This window comes from Vibrio chagasii (assembly GCF_024347355.1).
In the GTDB taxonomy this organism is placed as follows: Bacteria; Pseudomonadota; Gammaproteobacteria; order Enterobacterales; family Vibrionaceae; genus Vibrio; species Vibrio chagasii.
Window position 1 is genome coordinate 2,255,575 of record NZ_AP025465.1, and the last position, 24,218, is coordinate 2,279,792.

The 24,218-nt window shown below is 43.5% G+C and carries 19 protein-coding genes; 13 read left to right on the forward strand and 6 right to left on the reverse strand.

From position 1 onward, the window contains the following. The first annotated feature begins 52 nt into the window (after positions 1 to 52). Positions 53 to 2,143, forward strand: a complete 2,091-nt coding sequence (locus OCV52_RS10285; RefSeq protein WP_170222448.1) for a S9 family peptidase — start codon at positions 53 to 55, stop codon at positions 2,141 to 2,143. 167 nt (positions 2,144 to 2,310) lie between these two features. Next, a complete protein-coding gene (gene xthA, locus OCV52_RS10290; protein WP_137407692.1) occupies positions 2,311 to 3,117 on the forward strand; it encodes an exodeoxyribonuclease III in 807 nt (268 codons plus the stop codon). A 70-nt stretch (positions 3,118 to 3,187) separates the two neighbouring features. Here the strand turns inward: xthA and OCV52_RS10295 are convergent, their stop codons facing one another. The 4 genes from OCV52_RS10295 to OCV52_RS10310 form a co-directional block, all read right to left on the reverse strand. After that, positions 3,188 to 3,865 carry an ABC transporter permease gene (locus OCV52_RS10295; protein ID WP_137407691.1) on the reverse strand — a complete coding sequence of 226 codons (678 nt, stop codon included), beginning with the start codon at positions 3,863 to 3,865 and terminating at the stop codon, positions 3,188 to 3,190. A 2-nt stretch (positions 3,866 to 3,867) separates the two neighbouring features. Next, positions 3,868 to 4,608, reverse strand: coding sequence for an ABC transporter permease (locus OCV52_RS10300; RefSeq protein WP_063524191.1), 741 nt, complete (start codon positions 4,606 to 4,608; stop codon positions 3,868 to 3,870). Between the two features lie 79 nt (positions 4,609 to 4,687). Continuing rightward, positions 4,688 to 5,458 (reverse strand): ABC transporter substrate-binding protein, encoded by a 771-nt coding sequence (locus OCV52_RS10305; protein WP_004737411.1) that lies wholly within the window; start codon positions 5,456 to 5,458, stop codon positions 4,688 to 4,690. Positions 5,459 to 5,618: 160 nt separating this feature from the next. After that, positions 5,619 to 6,389, reverse strand: coding sequence for an ABC transporter ATP-binding protein (locus OCV52_RS10310; RefSeq protein WP_004737410.1), 771 nt, complete (start codon positions 6,387 to 6,389; stop codon positions 5,619 to 5,621). Positions 6,390 to 7,180: 791 nt separating this feature from the next. Between OCV52_RS10310 and OCV52_RS10315 the strand changes: the two genes are divergently transcribed. The 6 genes from OCV52_RS10315 (at position 7,181) to OCV52_RS10340 (ending at position 15,102) form a co-directional block, all read left to right on the forward strand. After that, complete coding sequence (locus OCV52_RS10315; RefSeq protein WP_137407690.1) at positions 7,181 to 8,722, forward strand: DUF3360 family protein; 1,542 nt, start codon at positions 7,181 to 7,183, stop codon at positions 8,720 to 8,722. 308 nt (positions 8,723 to 9,030) lie between these two features. Then, a complete protein-coding gene (gene pflB / locus OCV52_RS10320; RefSeq protein WP_137407689.1) occupies positions 9,031 to 11,307 on the forward strand; it encodes a formate C-acetyltransferase in 2,277 nt (758 codons plus the stop codon). Positions 11,308 to 11,508: 201 nt separating this feature from the next. Next, positions 11,509 to 12,510: a lipid A deacylase LpxR family protein gene (locus tag OCV52_RS10325; protein WP_137407688.1), complete on the forward strand. Its 1,002-nt coding sequence runs from the start codon at positions 11,509 to 11,511 to the stop codon at positions 12,508 to 12,510. 163 nt (positions 12,511 to 12,673) lie between these two features. Next, positions 12,674 to 13,414 (forward strand): pyruvate formate lyase 1-activating protein, encoded by a 741-nt coding sequence (gene pflA, locus OCV52_RS10330; RefSeq protein WP_137407687.1) that lies wholly within the window; start codon positions 12,674 to 12,676, stop codon positions 13,412 to 13,414. 221 nt (positions 13,415 to 13,635) lie between these two features. Then, positions 13,636 to 14,136, forward strand: a complete 501-nt coding sequence (locus tag OCV52_RS10335) for a YfbU family protein (protein WP_137407686.1) — start codon at positions 13,636 to 13,638, stop codon at positions 14,134 to 14,136. Positions 14,137 to 14,532: 396 nt separating this feature from the next. After that, entirely contained in the window at positions 14,533 to 15,102 is a 570-nt protein-coding gene (locus OCV52_RS10340; RefSeq protein WP_137407685.1) for an outer membrane beta-barrel protein, read from the forward strand. Positions 15,103 to 15,246: 144 nt separating this feature from the next. Here the strand turns inward: OCV52_RS10340 and OCV52_RS10345 are convergent, their stop codons facing one another. Beyond that, positions 15,247 to 16,002, reverse strand: coding sequence for a MipA/OmpV family protein (locus OCV52_RS10345; protein ID WP_004737403.1), 756 nt, complete (start codon positions 16,000 to 16,002; stop codon positions 15,247 to 15,249). A 348-nt stretch (positions 16,003 to 16,350) separates the two neighbouring features. Here OCV52_RS10345 and OCV52_RS10350 point away from each other — a divergent pair, with 348 nt between their 5' ends. The 3 genes from OCV52_RS10350 to OCV52_RS10360 all read left to right on the forward strand — a co-directional run bounded on the left by OCV52_RS10350 (position 16,351) and on the right by OCV52_RS10360 (position 21,232). Then, the gene (locus tag OCV52_RS10350; RefSeq protein WP_137407684.1) at positions 16,351 to 18,285 is read left to right on the forward strand and encodes a PrkA family serine protein kinase; all 1,935 of its coding nucleotides are present in this window, start codon (positions 16,351 to 16,353) and stop codon (positions 18,283 to 18,285) included. Between the two features lie 101 nt (positions 18,286 to 18,386). After that, positions 18,387 to 19,658 carry a YeaH/YhbH family protein gene (locus OCV52_RS10355; RefSeq protein ID WP_004737401.1) on the forward strand — a complete coding sequence of 424 codons (1,272 nt, stop codon included), beginning with the start codon at positions 18,387 to 18,389 and terminating at the stop codon, positions 19,656 to 19,658. 11 nt (positions 19,659 to 19,669) lie between these two features. Then, on the forward strand, positions 19,670 to 21,232 hold the full coding sequence (locus OCV52_RS10360; protein WP_137407683.1) for a SpoVR family protein: 1,563 nt from the start codon (positions 19,670 to 19,672) through the stop codon (positions 21,230 to 21,232). Between the two features lie 175 nt (positions 21,233 to 21,407). Here the strand turns inward: OCV52_RS10360 and sohB are convergent, their stop codons facing one another. After that, the gene (gene sohB / locus OCV52_RS10365) at positions 21,408 to 22,469 is read right to left on the reverse strand and encodes a protease SohB (protein WP_004737399.1); all 1,062 of its coding nucleotides are present in this window, start codon (positions 22,467 to 22,469) and stop codon (positions 21,408 to 21,410) included. A 143-nt stretch (positions 22,470 to 22,612) separates the two neighbouring features. Here sohB and OCV52_RS10370 point away from each other — a divergent pair, with 143 nt between their 5' ends. Together OCV52_RS10370 and imuA are read left to right on the forward strand one after the other, a co-directional pair. Beyond that, positions 22,613 to 23,353, forward strand: coding sequence for a YciK family oxidoreductase (locus OCV52_RS10370; RefSeq protein ID WP_004737398.1), 741 nt, complete (start codon positions 22,613 to 22,615; stop codon positions 23,351 to 23,353). Between the two features lie 154 nt (positions 23,354 to 23,507). Further along, complete coding sequence (gene imuA, locus OCV52_RS10375) at positions 23,508 to 24,215, forward strand: translesion DNA synthesis-associated protein ImuA (protein WP_137407682.1); 708 nt, start codon at positions 23,508 to 23,510, stop codon at positions 24,213 to 24,215. Positions 24,216 to 24,218 lie beyond the last annotated feature (3 nt).

Genomic DNA, 24,218 nt, shown 5'->3' on the forward strand with positions numbered 1-24,218 from the left:
GGCCGTATCGGTAGCGCTTGTCGCCGGATGCAGCAATCAAGGAATAACAACCATGAACCACTACTCTCCATCGCAACTTATCGCTCAACAAACTCAAGCTCCCGTTGCTAAGAAAGTCCCTCATTCAATGACGACTCATGGTGACACACGAATTGATAATTACTATTGGATGCGTGATGATCAACGCCAAGATCCAGAGATCTTGCAGCACCTCGAGCAAGAAAACCGGTATGCCGAGACGGTGCTGAAACACACGGAAGCATCCCAAGAGCAATTATTTGAAGAGATCAAAGGCCGAGTCGCGAAAGACGACAATTCGGTCCCCGTTCGTAAAGGTAGCTATTACTACTCAAATAAAGTGACAGGTGACAACGAATACCCAATTCATTTACGCGAAAAACACTTTTTAGGAATAGACAAACAAGTCATTCTAGATGTTAACGAACTCGCCAAAGAACATGAATTTTTCAGTATTGGTGACCTATCAATTAGCCCAAATGAAAACATGCTGGCCTATGGCGAGGACACGCTGAGTCGTCGTATTTACACCATTAAAATTAAAGACCTGACAACCGGTGAATACCTAGACGATGAAATTGAAGGTGCTTCGAGCGCCATCGCATGGCAAAACGACAACCAAGCCCTTTACTACATCAAAAAAGATCCACAAACTCTACTTGGCTATCAAGTTTACCGCCACGTATTGGGCACTCCCCAAGCAAGCGATGAGCTGATCTACGAAGAAGCTGACAGCGCTTACTACACCAACATCAGTAAGAGTAAAGATGGTCAGGAGGTATACATTTGGCACTCGAGCACAGAAACCAGTGGTGTTTCAATTATTGATGCCAACAATCCAAGCGCAAAAGCAGAAGCCTTCTACCCAAGAGAAATGGGTATTGAGTACAGCATCGCTAAGCTAAAAGATTGGTACTACATCTACACCAACTACGAAGCGGTCAACTTCCGTTTGATGAAAGCCACATCCGAAGACATTCATGACCGTTCAAAATGGGTCGATGTCATTCCAGCTGACGACAACACTCAGCTTGTCGATTTTGAGCTGTTTAATGATCATCTGGTTTACGAGCAGCGTTCAAACGGACTGGCTACAGTGAAGGTTCGTCAACTCTCTACAGGCAAAGAATTTCCACTTGAGTTCAACGACACCGCTTTTGCTGCCTACTTAACAAGTAACTATGAGCTAGATAACTCTAAAGTTCGAATCTATTACAGCAGCCTAACGACTCCTGGCACTTACTATGATTTCGACCTTAATACAGGTGAACCCGAGATCATGAAGCAAACACCCGTGTTAGGCGATTTCGATGCTGACAATTACCAATCAGAGCGAATCATGATCACGGCTCGCGATGGTAAGCAAGTACCAGTCTCTTTGGTTTATCGCAAAGATCTATTCAAGAAAGACGGCACTAACCCTATCTACCAATATGCCTACGGATCTTACGGGCACACTATCGAACCAACTTTTAGCTCAGCTCGTCTTAGCCTACTTGATCGTGGATTCGTTTATGCTATTGCACATATTCGTGGTTCAGAGATGTTGGGACGCCCTTGGTATGAAGATGGTAAAAAACTGACTAAACAAAACACGTTCAATGATTTCATCGATGCAACCAAAAACCTGGTTGAAAAAGGTTATGGCGCTAAAGATAAAGTGTTTGCGGTGGGAGGTTCGGCTGGTGGTCTTTTGATGGGGGCTATCATCAACCAAGCGCCTGAGTTGTATCGAGGTATTGGCGCTCATGTTCCCTTTGTTGATGTAGTAACGACCATGCTTGATGAATCGATTCCTCTCACAACCAACGAGTATGACGAATGGGGTAACCCTAACAATAAAACCTACTACGATTACATGTTGAGTTACTCGCCATACGACAACGTAAAGGCTCAAAACTACCCGAATATGTTGGTGACAACAGGTCTACATGATTCGCAAGTACAGTACTTTGAACCTATGAAGTGGGTAGCAAAACTGCGTGAGATGAAAACAGACAACAACGTACTTTTGTTCAAAACAGACATGGAAGCAGGTCACGGTGGTGCATCAGGGCGATTTAAACGACTAAAAGAAGATGCACTGGAATACGCGTTCTTTTTAGATTTACTCAAGACTCAATAGATTCAACGTAAACGTAAGTCGTCACGTCATTTTATGTCGCCATTTTGTCTCTGCAAATGGCGACATACATTATTAAGCATGGTTAAATACAATTAACTATCAAACCCACCAAATCAACAAACCTTTGCTGCACTATAGGCAAAGGTTTACGAGAGGTATAAAAATAAATGAAAGTAATTAGCTTCAACATCAATGGCCTAAGAGCTCGCCTTCATCAACTGCAAGCGGTTATCGACAAACACCAACCTGACGTAATTGGTTTACAAGAAATAAAAGTGCACGACGAGGCCTTCCCAATTGCTGATGTTGAAGCAATGGGCTACAAGGTTTACTTCCACGGCCAAAAAGCACACTACGGTGTAGCGATGTTGTGTAAGCAAGAACCTATCTCTGTGCAGAAGGGTTTCCCAACAGACAATGAAGACCATCAAAAACGTATGATCATGGCGACGTTTGAAGATGAAAATGGCGAAAAGGTTACTGTGCTCAATGGCTACTTCCCTCAAGGGGACAACATCAAGCATGAAACTAAATACCCATACAAGCGTGAGTTCTACAAAGACTTGATGACCTACCTGAACGACTATCACAACAAAGATGAGCAGATCATCGTGATGGGCGACATCAATATTAGCCCTATCGACGCAGACATCGGTATCGGCGAGCCGAATGCAAAACGTTGGTTGAAAACGGGTAAGTGTTCGTTCCAACCAGAAGAGCGTGAATGGCTAAAAACATTGATGGATTGGGGTTTTGTGGACAGCTTCCGTCTACTGCACCCTGAAGTAAACGATCAATTCTCGTGGTTTGATTACCGTTCAAAAGGTTTTGTAGACAACCGCGGCCTTCGTATTGACGTGGTACTAGCAACTCAAAAACTTGCAGATAAATGTACTGAAGCAGGCATCGACTACGAACTACGTGGTATCGAAAAGCCATCAGACCACGCGCCAATTTGGTCAACGTTTAAGTAACGAGTTAAACAATCTCTCCTAATAAAAACGGCGCTCAATGAGCGCCGTTTTTTAACTATTTAGAATGCAATTAGCTAAGTGGTCTTAGGTAAGCTAGGAAACGTTTCTCTGCGTATTTGAAGATCGCAATGATGATAAACGTTAGCGCCATGTAGAACAGACCTGCTGTTAAGAACGACTCAAATGGAGCGTAGTAACGTGAGTTAACCAAACGCGCTGCACCTGTTAAATCCATGATGGTTACGATACCTGCTACCGCAGAGCCGTGAAGCATGAAGATAACTTCGTTACTGTAAGCCGGCAGTGCACGACGTAAAGCACTTGGTAAAATGATACGACGGTAAGTCTTCGGTGTGCTCATGCCGTATGCTTTTGCCGCTTCCACTTCACCTTTAGGTAAGCCGTTGATTGCACCACGGATAATCTCAGCCGTGTAAGCAGAGGTATTCAGGATGAATGCCACCAAAGCACAGAACCAAGCGTTTTCCCATAAGGTATCTTTCACAGGGAAGAACTGATCCATGCCGTAATAAATCAAGTAAAGCTGTACCAGTAAAGGTGTGCCACGGAAGAAATAGATAAACGACCACGCAGGTGCGTTAATCAACATATTGTGGCTGTTGCGAGCGATAGCTAATGGTATGGCAACAAACAAGCCAATAATCAGAGCGATGCAAACCATCCAAGCCGTTGTCCACAGACCACCAAGGTAAATCGGTAGGCTTTCAATTATCAATGAAAAGTCCATAACTACCTCGCGTGGATACTGAATTTGCGTTCAACAAGTTTAAGTAAACCAGTCGATACACTAGTGAAGAACAAGAAGATAAGTGCCACTGCCATGTAGAAAGTAAATGGCATTTTGGTTGAACCGGCTGCTAATGCGCTAACGCGTACCATATCTTCTAGACCGATAATAGAAACTAATGCTGTGGTTTTAAGTAAAACCAGCCAGTTGTTACCAAAACCAGGTAAGGCGTGACGAATCATTTGTGGTAGTAGAATACGACGAAAAGCTAATACAGGGCTCATGCCATAAGCCTTTGCTGCTTCCATTTCACCGCTGTCGACAGCCATGATCGCACCACGAAACGTTTCTGCCATGTAGGCGCCAAAGATGAAGCCTATGGTTAAGACACCAGCAACAAATGGGCTGACATCAATATAATCTGGTAAGTAAGAAGTCCACTCATGGTTAGGATCACTGGACGTGAACCACTCATTGAGCCACTCATTGATGGAATACAAACTGTTGTTTAAAAGGATCTGTCCACCAAAGAAAATCAGCATCATCAATACGAGATCGGGAATGCCTCGGATGACGGTTGTGTAAAGAGTTGCAATAGCACGAGCCCAGCGATATGGCGCAAGCTTTGCCAAGGCTCCTAACATACCGAGCACCATAGCTAAAATGAGCGACAGCAAAGCAACTTCGATTGTAAGCAACGCCCCTTTCAGGATCGATACTTCATATCCTTGTAAATCAAACATAATGAATTCCAACAGAACTGCGAAAAAGTTGGTAAGACAGGGAGAGGATTGCCTCTCCCTTAAGAAGTGACGCTAGAGATTACTGACCGTATACGTCGTAGTTGAAGTATTTAGCCGCAATATCTTGGTAGATGCCTTTTTCACGTAGAGAAAGGATCGCCGCATCTAGCTTCTTAGTTAGGTCTTTGTCTTGCTTACGTAGAGCAATACCAAAACCTTCACCGAACCACTTAGGATCTGTTAGTGATGGACCAACAAACTCGTACGCTTCACCGCCCGCTTTGTTCAGTACACCTTCTTCTAGAGCAGAAGCATCACCTAGTACAGCGGCAACACGGCCGTTTGCTAGATCAAGGTAAGCTTCATCGAAAGAACCGTAACGAACGATTTCAACCGTGTCGCCGTAGTTGTCTGTTAGATATTTATCGTGAGTAGTTGCACGTTGAACAGCAATTTTTTGACCGCTTAGGTCATCGAAGTTAAGGCCAGCGCCTTTCTTAGCGATGAACTTGTTTGGGATAAGTGCATATTTACCAGTGAAGTCGATTTTCTTCTTACGCTCTTCAGTGATAGACATTGCCGCGATGATCGCATCATATTTACGAGCAAGTAGAGAAGGAATAATACCATCCCAGTCTTGTGCAACGATCTTACATTGCACCTGCATTTCAGTACAAAGTGCGTTAGCCATGTCCACGTCGAAGCCTTTTAGTGAGCCATCTGCTTCTGTCCAGCTAAATGGTGGGTAAGCACCTTCAATACCAAAGCGTACTGTTTTCCATTCTTTCGCTTGAGCTACGCCTGTTGCCGCTGTTGCAGCAAGTGCCGCGACTAATAACCACTTTTTCATATCCCTACTCCTGTGATTTAGGTTTTTATGTTTTGCTAGTTTTAATATTGTTTTGCTTATTGAACTGTGTTGTTGTGTTTCATTGTTTATATTACTGCCATTGACCTTAGCAGTAATGTTTCAATTCTGTTCTATTACGCCATTCACCTGCCAAGACCAATTAATAGATCGAGGAGATAAACTGTTGTAATCGCTCAGACTCAGGGTTCGTAAACAGTTTAGCTGGATCGCCCTGTTCTTCCACTAGGCCTTGATGTAAGAACATCACATGGTTTGATACGTCACGAGCAAAAGCCATTTCATGTGTTACCACAAGCATGGTTCTTCCTTCTTCTGCTAGATCACGCATTACGCCAAGCACTTCCCCAACTAATTCAGGGTCAAGTGCAGACGTTGGTTCATCAAACAGCATTACTTCAGGATCAACCGCTAACGCTCTTGCAATCGCAGCACGTTGTTGTTGTCCACCAGATAAGTGACCCGGATAGTAATCTTTACGCTCATACAGGCCTACTTTCTTAAGCAGTAGCTCTGCATTTTCAATAGCTTGTGCTTTAGGTACACCTAATACATGGACAGGTGCTTCAATAACATTTTCGAGAACGGTCAGATGAGACCAAAGGTTGAACCCCTGAAAAACCATCGCTAAACGAGAACGGATTCGTTGAACTTGTTTTTCATTAGCAGGGACAGATACACCCTGGCGGTTACTTTTCATCTGAATTAATTCACCATTAACCCAAATCTCGCCTGCAGTAGGTGTCTCTAGAAGGTTGATACATCTAAGGAAAGTACTTTTACCCGAACCTGAAGATCCGATAATCGATACCACATCGCCTTTATGCGCAGAAAGTGAAATTCCCTTTAAAACTTCATTTTGACCAAACGTTTTGTGTAGATCCTTTATGTCCAGCGCCGGTACATCTTTCATGCGCTTTCTCTCCCAAGTTTGTGAAAATGCAAGGTACTCCGACCTTTTCATGCGATACAAACTAGCACCACACGGATTAACATGCAACAAATTATTAACCTAATAATTTGGAATAAATAGCACTTCACTCTGACTTATTATGCAAAATGTAGCGTTTTAACCTCAATTTTATGAATGACTTCTATCAATAAGCTATAAATCCAACGCTTACATTGTTTAAATAAAGTTAACCAAAATGAGATTCTCGTAGCCTAACGTCTCACAAGAAAAACAAGTTTGGTGAACGAAGAAGTGTCGTTAACAACAAAGCCATAAATACGAATTCAGCAAGCGACACACTCTATGAGCCACGATTATTTTAAGGCTACTGTATTGTAAGCGGTGGAACTGGGTATCGTGGAAGGTAGGTAAAAATGAAATAACTCAATAATAATCAGTCAATCAGAGCACTCCGCCATTAGCTATGCTTTATAAAAGGAGGTAAACGTCAATTTGTGAAAACAAATTACACGATTTATCAACGGTACGTTAATGGAACGCTGCATTCTGTAGCTTTCTTTCACATACACTCATAAAGTGATCAAGATCAATCACCCTAAAGGGTAAGCTTGTTAGACTCCTCAAAACACAATAAGGCATAAAAAATGCCATACATTTCTTCTAACTTAGCTGCATAAAGCACATCAACACCGTGCAACAAAATGCTAATGAGTTGTAAGTAAGAAATAACACAATTACGCGAAATTATAGAATTCAACTTTGAATTACGAACATAAAAATATGAGGAATCTATGTCAGACGTTGTCAATAATGCGAACTCTGAAGTAGAAGAGAAAAGCTATAAAGAGCTACACCGTCCTGCTTCTGAATTTGAGAACCGCTCAGATTATCTAGATCACGAACTTCAAATTATGAAGCCTCGTCGCTTTGGCCTAAACCTTCCAGGCCGTGATTTCCGCTTTGAACTCGAAGACCTTATTCCTGCACTGGCTGGTACCATTGGTATCATCGCGATGTACTCTGCAGTAATGATGTCTTGGGCCGAAGGTCTAACTCAAGCTTGGGATCACGTAAACCTGGGTAAAGAGTTTGCTATCGAAGTTGCTCGTGTAGAAATGCTTATCCCTGCACTGCTATTCTGTATTCTTGCTTCTGGTTTCTTCAACCCTAAAGCAAACCTCGCCGGTAACCACGGCCCAATGATTCCTCTTATTGGTACCATCGCTCTTGCTGGTGCTCACCCTCTTGCATTGGCAATCCTTATCGGTGTCTTCGGTCTTATCCTTAGCTTCCTAAAAGGTGGGTCTAAACTTGTTAACCTTACCTCTGAAGGTACTGCGGGTGGCTTGCTCATCTTCTTGGGTCTAACCGGTACCATGAGCCAAATCAACTCTATTCAAGCTTGGGCGGTTGGTCTTCAGTCTGACACTGTTGCTGCTGGTAGCATGGGTTACATTGGTTTGATTGTTCTTGCCGTTACTATCGGCCTATACGCATTCCTTGCTAAAGTGAACAAGCGTTGGTTAGCAATCCCTGTTTGTGCTTTCACTGGTCTAGCTATTGCTTTAGTACTTGGTGCTGGTTTCGATATCAAATTCGTAACTGAAACAGGTATTCCAAACCTAAACCCAATCTACTGGTGGGGTTCTACTGAAGAAGGTTGGATGCTTGGTTTACCAAACGTTGAGCACTTCATCGCTTCTCTACCATTTGCAATCCTAGCGGTAGCAATGTGGTCACCAGACTTCCTAGGTCACCGTATCTTCCAAGAACTGAACTACCCTAAAAAGTCTGAAAAAGTTCTGATGGATGTTGATGACACAATGACTATGTGTTCAGTTCGTCAAATGGTAGGTACAGCTGTTGGTGGTGGTAACATCACTTCATCTTGGGGTACTTACATGATCCCAGCGGCTATCGCGAAACGTCCAATCCCTGGCGGCGCAATCTTGCTTGGCTCTCTATGTATTATTGTTGCGATTCTTGGCTTCCCAATGGACGTAGCAGTATGGCCACCAGTGATGCGTGTTGCGCTACTTGTAGGTGTATCTCTACCTCTACTTGAAGCGGGTATGCAGATGGTTAAAGATTCAAAAGATTCTCAAGCAGCTGGTATCTGTATCTTCGGTTCAGCGGTCGTTAACCCTGTACTAGCATGGGCACTGACTATGCTTCTAGATAACAACGGCCTAATTGGTGATAAAGAGCGTGCTAAGCGTCTATCATTTGTAGACAAGATTATTATCCCAGTTGGTGTTTTGGTTACCTGTCTAGTAGCAATGCTTGCAGTTGGTATGCTAGGAAACCAATATGGTCTAAAAGCTTGGCTATAAGCTGCTTTACTACACAAAAGTAGTAACCGGATTAAAAAAAAGTTTGGGTGGCAACCCCTGTCACTCAATTTTTTTCAACTTTTTTTAGCATTTATTGATTTAGTTTAAGGTTTACAGAAATTTTTTAGCTTAGTCTTGATTACATAGAGTTAAAGATAACATATAAAAAGTAGTGACAATATATATAACCATATTAAGCACATATGCTCATATATATTGTTATTAATAAGAGTGTACTACCCTTACGAGGGGCGCTGGCTCTACAGTGTTAATGTACGTGTTTTTTCTACTAAAAAGGTAGGTATGTCATGGCAGAGCAATTTGCTAAAGCTTGGGAAGATTTTGCTGCAGGTAAGTGGCAAAGCGAAGTAAACGTTCGTGATTTCATTCAAAAGAACTACACGCCGTATGAAGGCGACGAGTCTTTCCTAGTTTCTGAAGGTACTGAGGCTACTAACAAGCTTTGGGCTTCGGTAATGGAAGGTATCAAACAGGAAAACGCAACTAAAGCACCTGTAGATTTCGATACTTCTGTTATCTCTACCATCACATCTCATGATGCGGGTTACATCGAAAAAGATCTAGAAACTATCGTTGGTCTTCAAACAGAGAAACCCCTTAAGCGTGCGATCATCCCTAACGGTGGTATTCGTATGGTTGAGGGTTCTTGTAAAGCATACGGTGAAACTCTGGATCCAGCTGTTTCTAAAATCTACTCTGAATACCGTAAAACACACAACGCGGGTGTTTTCGATATCTACACACCTGACATCCTAAAATGTCGTAAGTCTGGTGTTCTAACTGGTCTTCCAGATGCTTACGGCCGTGGTCGTATCATCGGTGACTACCGTCGTGTAGCTCTATACGGTATCGACTTCCTAATGAAAGACAAGCAAGCTCAGTTTGCTTCTCTTCAAGAGCAATTCGAAAACGGCGAAAATCTAGCAGAAACAATGCAACTTCGCGAAGAGATCTCTGAGCAACACCGCGCTCTAGGTCAAATCAAAGAGATGGCTGCTAAGTACGGCTTCGATATCTCTGAGCCAGCTCAAACTGCTCAAGAAGCTATCCAATGGACTTACTTCGCTTACCTAGCGGCTGTTAAGTCTCAAAACGGTGCTGCAATGTCTCTAGGTCGTACTTCGACTTTCCTAGACATCTACATCGAGCGTGATATCGCTGCTGGCAAGATCACTGAAGTTGAAGCTCAAGAAATGATCGACCACTTCGTCATGAAGCTACGTATGGTTCGTTTCCTACGTACTCCTGAGTACGATGAGCTATTCTCTGGCGACCCAATCTGGGCAACAGAGTCTATGGGTGGTATGGGTATCGACGGTCGCACGCTAGTAACGCGTTCTAACTTCCGTTTCCTAAACTCTCTATACACAATGGGTCCTTCGCCAGAGCCAAACATTACTGTTCTTTGGTCTGAGCAACTACCTGACGGCTTCAAGCGTTTCTGTGCGAAGGTATCTATCGATACTTCTTCTATCCAGTACGAAAATGATGACCTAATGCGTCCTGACCTAGAGTCTGATGACTACGCTATCGCTTGTTGTGTATCTCCAATGATCGTTGGTAAGCAAATGCAGTTCTTCGGTGCTCGTGCTAACCTTGCGAAAACAATGCTTTACGCAATCAACGGCGGTGTAGATGAGAAGCTAAAACTTCAAGTAGGTCCTGTTTCTGACAAGATCACTGACGAAGTTCTTAACTACGATGACGTAATGGCTCGTCTAGACACATTCATGGACTGGCTAGCTAAGCAGTACGTGACTGCACTAAACAGCATTCACTACATGCACGACAAGTACAGCTACGAAGCGTCTCTAATGGCTCTTCATGACCGTGACGTTCGTCGTACTATGGCTTGTGGTATCGCTGGTCTATCTGTTGCAGCTGACTCACTATCTGCAATTAAGTTCGCGACTGTTAAACCAATCCGCGACGAAGATGGCATCGCAACTGACTTTGAAATCGAAGGCGATTACCCTAAATACGGTAACAACGACGCTCGTGTAGATGATATCGCTTGTGAACTAGTTTCTACGTTCATGAACAAGATCCGTAAGCTTAAGACTTACCGTAACTCTATCCCTACACAGTCAGTTCTTACTATTACATCTAACGTTGTATACGGTAAGAAAACAGGTAACACTCCAGACGGTCGTCGTGCTGGTGCTCCTTTCGCTCCTGGTGCTAACCCAATGCACGGTCGTGATGAGAAAGGTGCTGTAGCGTCACTAACGTCTGTAGGTAAACTACCGTTTGCTGATGCACAAGATGGTATCTCGTACACGTTCTCTATCGTACCTAACGCTCTTGGTAAAGATGCTGAAGGTCAGAAAGCGAACCTTGCAGGCCTAATGGATGGTTACTTCCACCACGAAGCTGGCTTTGAAGGTGGTCAACACCTTAACGTGAACGTTCTTAACCGCGACACTCTAGAAGACGCAGTTAAGCACCCTGAGAAATACCCTCAGCTAACAATCCGTGTATCTGGTTACGCTGTTCGCTTTAACTCTCTAACTGCAGAGCAACAAGCTGACGTAATCGCACGTACATTTACTGAGTCTCTATAAGCTCACGCTCAATAGACAGTAAATAATAATTAGCCTCGCCAATGTGCGGGGCTTTTTTATATCTGATGCTAATTCCAATAACACCAACATTCTCCCTAAATGTTAGATTGAACAAAAAAGGCGCTTTCTATTCACTTTTTTTCCACAAATTCAAGTAAAGTACGGTAATATCGCGGTTCATAATTTAAGAGTAACTGCTCCATGAAATACCTTCGTTGTTTACCCTTGCTTCTTCTCTCTTTTTCATCTTTGGCGTCTGAACGTTCTACGGTCACTTTCGCATTAGACAATGATGGAGTTTTTGGCGTTGACCAAGACTATACCAACGGACTGTTTCTGGGTTACACATCATCAAGCATTACGCCATACGATTGGGTAAAACCATTAAGCCTATCTTACTGGGGCGCGAGCTCTTTAGATAAATGGGAGGTCACCCTTGGCCACAAAATGTATACCCCTTCTGATATCGAATTAGAAACGCCATCAGCGAACGACCGCCCATACGCAGGTTACTTACACACAGAACTCAACTACATCAGCTTGAACCCACAACAAGCTCAGCGTTTTAACATTACGTTTGGTACCACCGGTGAACGAGCGCTTTCTGAAGATGCTCAAAAACTTGTTCACTCGATCACTAAATCAGATGAGCCTTTAGGTTGGGAATACCAAGTTGATGATGAGTGGGCAGGCAGCGTTGGTTACCTAAGTCATTTCAACCTAATGCGTAATCAAGCGTTGGCGAATACCGACTTCGAGATCTCTAACGTTTCAGAAATCAACGTGGGTAACTTTAGAAGCGATATTTCATCAGGCTTTATGTTCCGTTGGGGTACTGACCTAGGTAGTAACTTTGGTGCGGCTAATATCACAAGCGAAAATCCATTTAAACCAGGGATGATCGGTGCTTCGAACACAGGCTGGTTTACCTATGCAGGCCTAGAAGGTCGTTACCGTTTCAATGACTTAACGATTGAAGGTGACCGCTCTGGTGTTGATGAATACGCGAATAAAAACAATGAAGATCCAGCTATCTACGACGTAACTCTAGAGAACCTTCAAGCGACAGCAGTCATGGGTATGGCTTGGTACAACCAATACGTTGGTGCATCCTTCGCACTAACCGCAAAAACACCAGATTACAAAGAAGCGAAAGAGTCTATCTACACCACCGGTGGCATTACCATGTTCGCGTTCTTCTAGCGAATCACTCAAGCTTTCACGTTTACTTTTCAAGTTTGACAAAGGCAATCATCTTCCGTGGTGATTGCCTTTATTTTTAAAGGTCTCGTTACGATTTGACCCTATTTTATGTACCGTTTTTGTAATAAAATAAAGGGCATAAATTCCTCTCCGAGAATAGCTCATGTCTACAACTGGTCGCATTCACTCATACGAATCTTGTGGTACTGTCGATGGCCCTGGTATCCGCTTTATTGTATTTCTTCAAGGCTGCTTAATGCGTTGTATGTACTGCCACAACCGCGATACATGGGACCTTCATGATGGCAAAGAAGTCACTGTAGAAGAAATCATCAACGAGGCGAAATCTTACCGTCACTTCATGAAAGCTTCTGGCGGTGGCATCACCTGTTCTGGTGGTGAAGCAATGCTACAGCCTGAGTTTGTCCGTGACTTCTTTCTAGCTGCTAAGGCTGAAGGTATCCATACTTGCCTTGATACCAATGGCTATATTCGTAAGCACACAGAAGTGGTTGATGAAGTATTAGACGCCGCTGATCTTGTGATGCTCGACCTGAAACACATGCGTGATGAAATTCACCATGATTTCATTGGTGTATCTAACAAGCGTACTCTCGATTTTGCCCGTTACCTTCATAAGATTGGTAAAACGACTTGGATCCGTTACGTGATTGTTCCTGGATACACAGACACACCAGAAGATGCACATCTACTTGGTGAGTTCATTAAAGACATGGATAACATCAAAAAAGTAGAGCTGCTTCCTTATCACAAATTGGGGGCGCATAAATGGGAAGCTCTTGGTTTGGACTACCCTCTTGAAGGCGTAAACCCGCCAAGTAAAGAGACAATGGGTGAAATTGTTGCGGTTCTGAGCCAATATCACTCCAACGTAAAATACTAATATCAACGGTATTCAAAACCTATTTCAAACGCCTCAATTTCGATTGGGGCGTTTTCTTTTTCGAGCCAAACAATCCTTTCACTTTTCTTTACAGCTTTTGTTTATCAATTCAAAAAATCATATTAAATCCATGTTGAGATCATGTTTCCACTCGTAGGAATGCTGTTACTCTTACTTCAACAAAAGAATACAACATTTAGTTTTTTAGTGAGGCTTCTCCCATGGAAATGACCAATGCTCAGCGTCTAATTCTATCAAATCAATACTACCTAATGTCTCAAATGGAGCCTGAGAACTCTGCTAAATACCAACGTCTACAAACGATTGTAGAGCGTGGTTACGAACTCCAAATGCATGAGCTTAACAAAGAGTTTGGTTGTTTGAGTGAAGTAGAATGTCGCAAAATTATCGACATCATGGAGATGTACCATGCAATGCAAGAGTCGAACAAAATGCTTGAAGAAGATGAGCGTAAAGAGGTTGATCAGCGTCGCCTACAGTTCTTAGGTTTCGACATTGCATCTGAAGCACAAATCGTACACTACGTACGTTTCCTTGTTGACTCTGAAGGCCTTTACCCTCAATTCGATAAAGCGGATCACCACTTCAATAGCCAAATGCCAATGCTAGATAAATACCGTCGCATGCTAACAACATGGCGCAACTGCCCTCGTCAGTATCACCTATGTGCAACAGAGCTATCTCAAATCTTTAGTGCTTAATGCATAAAAAGATAAGCCTCAGCTTGGCTTAAAAAGTTTCAAAAAAGGGTTACTCATCACGAGTGACCCTTTTTTACTGCCTGTGTATAAAGAGAGAAAACGGGAACTATGTAGCAACGTGGATATGAAGTGAACTTTGCCCACAGAAAATGGCAATGAAACATGCAGATAAGATATTAAACATTGAGCCGTTTCCCATTAATTTCTCTGATATCGCCCATTAACTAATGAGCATAAGCCTATGACTTATAAGTAATAATGTCATTCACCTTTATTAATTCCACATCGAAACATGTAATACAAATTAAAAATCGCCACCCAAATTTCGAACGGTGTTTTTTATTTTAAAGAAGTAGCTAGAATGCTCACCGAAATTAATTAACCAGAGCGATAAAAATGAGAAAATTCATCCTTGCATCACTAGCTATTCTGTCAACTTCATCTTTCGCAGCTAACGACATGTACGTACTTGGCGGCGTTGGCATTAACAAAGATGACGGAGGTCTACAATTCACTGCTGGCTCACAAATTCTTGATACCAATTTTCATCTTGAATCAACAATGAATTACATAGATTCCGACAGTAAAATGGTTACGCAGGATATACACGGTGACCTAACTAAGTACAAAGACAATTTCAAACACTTCAAAATGTCTTTAGCCCCAGTGTATAAATATAGCTTCGATGAGTCTTTTGCTATCTACGGTAAGGTTGGTCTTGCATACTCTAACTTCAATTCTAAATCAACGAAAACCGATAAAGATGGTTCAGTTAATAGCAAGTACTCAAATAGCGAATGGGGGGCAACTTACGGCATCGGTGCTGAGTTTAAATCTATACAGCCAATGTTCGGTCACTCGAAGTTTATGGCTCGTGTTGGTTTCGATTTCTACGACTACAACTCAGGTGACCTAAACCTACTCAATGAGGGGACTCTTGGACTACAAGCTGGATTCACTTTCTAAGGTATTAAGTAAAAAGTTTTACAGTCGTTGAACAAGTTATCGTAATTACGATTTTTGGTATCTTAACCTTAACCGCGCTGTACCTGACATAAATAAAAAGGGTAACTCATCATGAGTAACCCTTTTATGTTTTCTTCTTTTTAACTAGAAAACGTAAGCAACACCAACGTTTGCCGCCATATTAATGCCGCTTTCTAAGATTGGACTGTTCTCGATATTGCCCTCTAGGTTAGTGTAACGAACCCCCCCCGTAAGTCGGATACTTGGCGTTACATGTAGATAACCACCCAGGCTAATAAAGTACTGGCCATCCCAACCAGCATCAAATTCCTTTAAATTCGTTCTTGCAGCTTCTGCTGAACTCACACCGTATAAGTGATTATTTAAACGTTCACCATTATAAGCATAACCAATTGAAGGCGTAATCGCCCAACCACTACGGCGAATAGGTAGACGCCATGCTGCCTCAGCATAAAGCCCATTGTGTTGAAAGCCAATGTCTGAACCCGCTGTCGCTTCAAACATTCCAACGAGAGTAATCAACTGATAGCTTATCCCGCCTAGTACTGAAGCTTTGCGCTCATCTAGATTCTGGATATCAACGTTGCCAGAATCACTGGGCTTCAAGGTTCTCGGGTCATAAACAGCTCGTAAGACCACATTTTGTGGTGAGCCTGCTGGTAATAAACGATAACCAGCACTAAAGCCACGCATAAAAAAGTACTCACCTTCATAACCTATCATTGGAATAACCGCACGATTTGACGGCGTATCTTTATAGACAGCAGGAGAGTAAGAGGCTGCAACCCCTAAGGACCACTGCGATATTTGCGCATGAGCAGCTGTCGTCCCCAATGTTGTAGTAACGATAGCGATGACTTTTAGCCAATGACTTTTCACATTTTTTCCTAATAATGAGCAAGTTTAACAAGATGCTACATTGTACAACACTGCTATTAACAAAAATAATAACAGTGAACAATCGGTTTAATGATCAATAATTCACCACAAGAATCTAATTTCCCTCCAAATCACCAAAAATAACTAGCAAACCTCTAATACAAGAAACTTCAATCTGATTTATCTCCAGTAATGAATTGCTACCTCAAAATTTTTTTCGTGAAAAATTGTAAATAAATACATAATTGTTAAGCAAAATTGTGGAAGCGGGTCTAACCTTAAAATGTAGGGAGAGCCTATTTTTCAATCGCTCGTCAGTTTTGACTGGTTAACAAGGGGAATGTGACTATGAGTATATTTGACCACTATCAATCACGTTATGAAGCAGCCAAGGAAGAAGAGCTGACACTGCAAGAGTTCTTGGCGCTGTGCAAAGACGACAAAAGTGCTTACGCCAACGCCGCGGAGCGCTTACTTCTGGCTATTGGCGAACCTGAGGTTATTGACACCGCGCAAGACCCTCAACTAAGTCGCATTTTCTCTAACCGAGTTATATCTCGTTACCGCGAATTCGAAGATTTTTACGGTATGGAAGACGCGATTGAACAGATTGTTTCTTATCTAAAACATGCTGCGCAAGGCCTAGAAGAACGCAAACAGATCCTTTACTTGCTGGGTCCTGTGGGCGGCGGTAAATCATCGCTTGCTGAAAAGCTAAAAGCTCTGATGCAAAAGCTACCTATTTACGTACTTTCTGCTGACGGTGAACGAAGCCCAGTAAATGACCACCCATTCTGTCTATTTGATGTCAATGAAGATGGTGACTTACTGAAAAATGAGTATGGCATCGAAAAACGCTATCTTCGTTCGATTATGTCTCCATGGGCCGCAAAACGCCTGCATGATTTCGGCGGCGACATTTCTAAATTCAAAGTCATCAAGCTACGCCCTTCTATCCTCGACCAAGTGGCGATCGCGAAGACAGAGCCTGGTGATGAAAACAACCAAGATATCTCTTCCCTAGTTGGTAAAGTAGATATCCGTAAACTAGAACACTTCTCTCAAGATGATCCAGATGCCTACAGCTACTCTGGTGCGCTGTGTAAAGCGAACCAAGGTCTGATGGAATTCGTAGAGATGTTCAAAGCACCAATCAAGGTACTACACCCTCTACTAACAGCAACTCAAGAGGGTAACTTCAACGGTACTGAAGGTCTTTCAGCGCTGCCATTCGACGGTATGATTTTGGCTCACTCGAACGAATCCGAGTGGCAGACATTCCGCAACAACAAAAACAATGAAGCTTTCCTAGACCGTGTGTACATTGTAAAAGTCCCTTACTGTCTGCGCGTTTCTGAAGAAGTTAAGATCTACAAGAAACTGCTTGAGCACAGTGAACTGTCGAACGCACCATGTTCGCCAAGCACACTCGACCTGCTATCGCAATTCAGCATCTTATCGAGACTGAAAGAGCCTGAGAACTCGTCTCTGTTCTCGAAAATGCGCGTTTACGATGGTGAAACCCTTAAAGATACCGATCCAAAAGCGAAGAGTTATCAAGAGTACCGCGACTACGCAGGTGTAGATGAAGGTATGTCTGGTCTATCGACTCGTTTCGCCTTTAAGATCCTATCTCGCGTGTTCAACTTCGACCAAGCCGAAGTGGCCGCGAACCCGGTTCACCTGTTCTACGTCATTGAACAACAAATTGAACGTGAGCAATTCCCGCAAGAAACCGCCGAGAAATACCTTGAGTTCTTGAAAGGATATCTAGTGCCACGCTACGTAGAGTTTATCGGCAAAGAAATTCAAACCGCTTACCTAGAGTCTTACTCTGAGTACGGTCAGAATATCTTCGACCGCTATGTAACCTACGCAGACTTCTGGATCCAAGACCAAGAGTACCGCGACCCAGAAACAGGTCAGCTATTCGACCGTGCTTCTCTAAATGGTGAGCTAGAGAAAATCGAGAAAACAGCCGGTATCAGTAACCCTAAAGACTTCCGAAATGAGATTGTGAACTTTGTGCTTCGTGCCAAGGCGAACAATAACGGTAAAAACCCGGTTTGGACCAGCTACGAGAAACTGCGCACTGTGATTGAGAAGAAAATGTTCTCCAACACAGAAGAGCTACTTCCTGTTATCTCGTTCAACGCTAAGACCTCAACGGATGATCAGAAAAAGCACGACGACTTCGTTGCTCGTATGATGGAAAAAGGCTACACCGAGAAACAAGTGCGACTGCTATCTGAGTGGTATCTAAGAGTTCGTAAATCCTCATAACCAAACGGTATAGAGCTGCTCAAATGGGCAGCTCATACCAACCAATAACTCTTATACCCGAGTAAAAGTAGGATCGCGACATCAGCTGAGAGGGAGTTCTTATGGCACAATTTATCGATCGGAGGCTCAATGGCAAGAATAAGAGTGCTGTAAACAGACAGCGCTTCTTACGACGCCATAAAGAGCAAATCAAAGAATCTGTGGCCGATGCAGTCAACCGACGCTCAATCACCAACACTGAAACTGGTGAGGACGTCACTATTCCTCATAAAGACATCAAAGAACCGAGCTTTCACCAAGGCCAAGGTGGCGTAAGAGAACGCGTGCACCCTGGTAATGATCAATTCATCACCGGCGACAAAATCGAGCGCCCGAAAGGTGGCGGTCAGGGGGGAGGGTCAGGCCAAGGGGATGCTAGTCCTGATGGCGAAGGTCAAGATGAGTTTACTTTCCAAATATCGAAAGACGAATACCTTGATATTCTGTTTGAAGATCTCGCTCTGCCTAACCTAGAAAAAAATCAGGTAAACAAGATCACTGAATGGAAAACCCACCGCTCTGGTTACCAAAGCGCCGGGATTCCATCCAACATCGCGATTGTTCGTTCGCTGCAGCAGTCACTGGCTCGTCGAACCGCAATGACAGCAGGTCGAAAACGCGATTTAAAAACGCTAATGGACCAGCTCGATCAAGTTCAAATGACCGAGCCCGCTCAACCGTTCGAAGAAGCTCGAATCAAGGAAGAGATTGCCGAGCTACGTAAAAAAATCGATAGCGTGCCGTTCATCGATACCTTCGATTTACGTTACAAAAACTACGAGAAACGCCCTATTCCATCTAGCCAAGCGGTGATGTTCTGCTTGATGGATGTGTCTGGCTCGATGGACCAAGCCACCAAAGACATCGCAAAACGTTTCTATGTGCTGCTGTACCTATTCCTTAATCGCACCTACGAAAATGTCGATGTGGTGTTTATTCGTCACCATACTCAAGCCAAAGAAGTCGACGAGCATGAGTTTTTCTACTCACAAGAGACCGGTGGCACCATTGTATCGAGCGCCTTAAAACTGATGAAAGAAATTGTCGCTGACCGTTACCCGGCTAATGAGTGGAATATCTATGCTGCGCAGGCGTCTGATGGTGATAACTGGGCAGATGACTCTCCTCGTTGTAAAGAGTTACTGGTCAACACGCTTCTGCCGACTTGCCAATACTACTCGTACATCGAAATCACGCGTCGCTCACACCAAACGCTCTGGCATGAGTATGAGAAGTTAGAAGCGAGCTTCGACAACTTCGCCATGAAAAACATCAAAACAGTGGATGATATCTTCCCTGTGTTTAGAGAACTGTTCCAGAAAGAGACAGCGTAAGGGGGCTTGCCATGACAGCGAAATCAAACGTTGCAGAGAAAGACAGAGCTGCACCAAAGAACAACGACAAGATGCTGCCTGATGGTCCAGATTGGACATTCAACCTCTTAGAGCGATACCACGTGGAAATTAAGCGTGTGGCGCAGCATTACCGACTAGACACTTACCCTAACCAAATCGAAGTGATCACTTCTGAACAGATGATGGACGCGTACTCGAGTATCGGTATGCCAATTAATTACAACCACTGGTCATTTGGCAAGAAGTTTATTCAAACAGAACAAAACTACAAGCATGGTCAAATGGGGCTCGCGTATGAAATCGTGATCAACTCAGATCCTTGTATCGCCTACTTAATGGAAGAAAATACTGTGACGATGCAAGCGCTAGTAATGGCACACGCTTGTTACGGCCATAACTCTTTCTTTAAGGGGAATTACCTGTTCCAAACATGGACAGATGCAAGTTCAATCATCGACTACTTGTTGTTTGCTAAGAAGTACATCAATGGTTGTGAGGAGAAATACGGCGTTTCAGAAGTCGAACAACTACTCGATTCTTGCCATGCCCTAATGAATTACGGCGTTGACAGATATAAGCGCCCAGAGAAGATCTCCATCGCAGAAGAAACCGCTCGCCAAGAAGAACGTGAAGCTTACCTGCAATCTCAAGTCAACGAACTGTGGCGCACTGTGCCACAAAACCGCGACAAAGAGGAAGAGCAGAAAGTACGCTTCCCAAGCGAGCCACAAGAGAACATTCTTTACTTCATTGAAAAGAATGCGCCTCTACTGGAACCTTGGCAGCGTGAATGTGTGCGTATAGTTCGCAAGGTCAGCCAATACTTCTACCCTCAGAAACAGACTCAGGTAATGAATGAGGGCTGGGCAACCTTCTGGCACTACACCATCCTCAACCATCTGTACGATGAAGGTTTAGTGAGCGATAAGTTCATCTTAGAGTTCCTACACAGCCACACTAGCGTAGTCGCGCAACCCGCCTACAACAGCCCGTATTTCAGTGGCATAAACCCATACGCGCTTGGCTTTGCGATGTTTAAAGACATCCGCCGTATCTGTGAAGAACCGACCGATGAAGACAGAGAGTGGTTCCCGGAACTGGCAGGGTCAGATTGGCTAGAAGCGGTGCACTTTGCAATGCACAATTTCAAAGATGAAAGCTTCATCAGCCAATATCTTTCTCCGAAAATCATTCGAGACTTTAAGCTATTCGCAGTGCTCGATGACGACCGAAAAAACACCATTGAAGTGAGTGCTATTCATGATGACCCGGGTTATCGCCTGATCCGTGAAAAGCTAGCCGCACAATACAATCTCAGCAACCTGGAACCCAACATTCAGGTGTTCAATGTAGATGTACGCGGCGATCGTTCAATGACACTCCAATATGTCCCTCATGACCGCATCCCTCTTGATAAAGGTTACGACGAAGTGATGAAGCACTTATATCGCTTATGGGGCTTTGATGTGATTTTAGAAGAGGTCAAAGACACAGGTCATAGAGAGATTCTGACTACTTGCCCGAAACGTAATGATTACGGAGCAAAAATCTAATACCCATCGCTGTTAATCGGTGATGAGTATAAGACTCCGCTCCCCCTACAACATAGTGGTCACCCGCTCGGAAGTGGAGCAACAAAAAAGCGCATAAGTCCTAGACTTATGCGCTTTCCTTTTAAGCTTCTTTTGGCTCTTGCTTCTTGAGCTCTAGCGTCTTAAACAAACACTATTAAACAATCGGCTTTTGGCCGCGTTCAATCAGCTTCATCAGCACGCTGTCTGCAGATTTACCTGCCACGCCTGCGAGCTTATCCGATAGCTTTTTCTTCTGTACATAGTGAATCGCTAGCACTGTCTTGTCTTTGCATGCTTCAACAACTAGGTCATCAGAAGTGCGAATCTCATCCACCAGCCCAAGTTCATGAGCTTGCGTACCAAACCAGTGTTCACCCGTCGCCACTTTATCAAGATCAAGTGCTGGACGGTGGTCGCGAATGAAGTCTTTGAATAGACCATGTGTCTCTTCTAGCTCTTCTTTAAACTTCTCACGTGCTTTATCGCTGTTCTCACCAAACATAGTCAGTGTGCGCTTGTACTCACCTGCTGTTAGTTGCTCGAACTCAATATCGTGTTTCTTAAGCAGTTTGTTGAAGTTTGGCAGTTGAGCAATCACACCAATAGAGCCAACGATAGCGAAAGGCGCTGACACAATTTTGTCTGCAATACAGGCCATCATGTAGCCGCCGCTTGCCGCCACTTTGTCTACCGAGATAGTCAGAGGCAGACCTGCCGCTTTGATACGATCAAGTTGAGAAGATGCCAAACCGTAGCCGTGAACCATGCCACCACCAGATTCAAGCTTAAGTAATACTTCATCGCCTTCACGAGCAACAGCCAAAACCGCCGTTACCTCTTCACGTAATGAAGCTACTTCTTTCGCATCAATGCTGCCATTAAAATCAAGAACGAATAGATGTGGTTCACGCTTGCTATCAAGCTCACCCTCTTTCGCTGCTTTTTTCACTTCTTTACCGCGTGATTTTACTTTCTCTTTTTCCGCTTTCTTTTCTGCTTTATCACGGGCTTTGATGAAAGCATCATCGTGTAGATGGTGCTCTAATTGTTCGATTGTCTGTTTATGGTGTTCAGATAGGTTCGTGATTTCCAGCTCACCTTTAATCGCGCTTGATTTTCCACCCACAGATTTAGCAATGACTAAAATTGCGATGATGGCGATTACAACGGTCGCAATCTTGGCTAAAAACAAGCCGTAGTCCAACAAAAATTCCAATGTCATATCCCCTAATGTATGAATTAGTGTATTGTAACCATCTTGTCACGATTACCAAGAATTTCTCATCATTCCTGCGGTTATCTGTGTGATTAAACATCAATGGAATGGCGAACATAATAAAAGAAAGAAGGATAAGCACAGTGGATTACCCAATCTCTACAGATGCCCTCAAAGATAAAGTAATTTTGGTTACTGGTGCTGGTGCCGGTATTGGACGTCAAGCAGCACTAAGCTTCGCTCAACATGGCGCGACAGTTATTCTGCTAGGCCGCAATGTTAAAAACCTTGAATTTATTTACGATGAAATCGAAAGTGCTGGTTACCCACAGCCTGCGATCATCCCATTAGATCTAAAAGGCGCGACAAAACAGAACTACATTGATATGGCTGAAACCATTGAGTCACAGTTCGGTCGTTTAGATGGTCTATTACATAACGCTGGCGTTCTCGGTACTCTAAGCCCGTTTGAGCAGATTGATGAAGAGACTTTTGATGATGTTATGCAGATCAATGTGAAGTCTGAGTTCTTGATGACTCAAGCACTTCTTCCTGCTCTTAAGAAAGCGGATGCAGGTCGTATCGTATTTACGTCTTCTACCGTTGGCCACTCTGGCCGTGCATTCTGGGGCACTTACGCGATCTCTAAGTTTGCTACCGAAGGTATGATGCAAATCCTAGCGGATGAGCTTGAAGACACCAACATCCGTGTTAATGCGATCAACCCAGGCGGCACTCAAACACGCATGCGTGCAAAAGCGTACCCAGGTGAAGATGCGAACAAGCTAAAAACGCCACTGGACATCATCCCACTGTACCTACACTTAATGAACCCAAGTGTGACAGACATTAATGGCCAATGTATCGACGCTCAACCTAAGTAGTTGATATTATAACCAATCGTAAAAAGTCGCTTTAATAGCGGCTTTTTTTGTATCTAAATCAAGCATCTAAAACTTAGTTCCTTTGATTTTCATCATTTTGCTTTGCATCTTTTTCATTGTTAAATATACTGTATAAATATACAGGTATCTAATTATGCATGAACTCATAAAAAACTTACAAGACCGCCAGCTAATCTGGAAAGGGCTACAATCAACAACGCTAGGAAGTACCACTTCAACAGGCTATCCGCAATTGGATAAACAGCTTGATGGTGGCTTTCCGACACACGGCGTTATTGAAGTTGAATCACAACAAGGGATGGGCGAACTTCGTCTGCTTACGCCCTACTTAGCTCAGCAAAACTCACAAAAACTGGCCATATTCATTAACCCGCCAGGGAAGATCTGTGCCGAGTTCTTTAGTAGCCAAGGAGTCGAACTTGATAACATCTTGGTGATCGAGCCTCAACGCGATCTCAATGCATTATGGGCTGCTGAGCAATGCCTCAAGAGTGGTGCTTGTCATTCTGTATTGTTATGGGGAGCCGATCTCGAAATCCACCAAACCAAGCGCCTGCAAGCAGCAAGTGAAACCGGCAAATGCCTGCAGTTTCACTTTAAATCCACCAGCCATAACCAATTATCCCTACCCGTTTCTTTAAGCATGAAGCTCTCTTCTCATGCTCAGGGGTTAAAGGTTGAAGTAACAAAAAGAAAAGGCAGTTGGTCATATGGCAGCTTTATTCTCGACATGACTCACCATTGGCCGTTGCTGACAGAGAAAGTCATCAGTATCGACAGTTCACACCGTGCCTTGTCTGATAATACTGTGCTGGCTTTTCCTATTGCGAAACAAGGCTAGCGT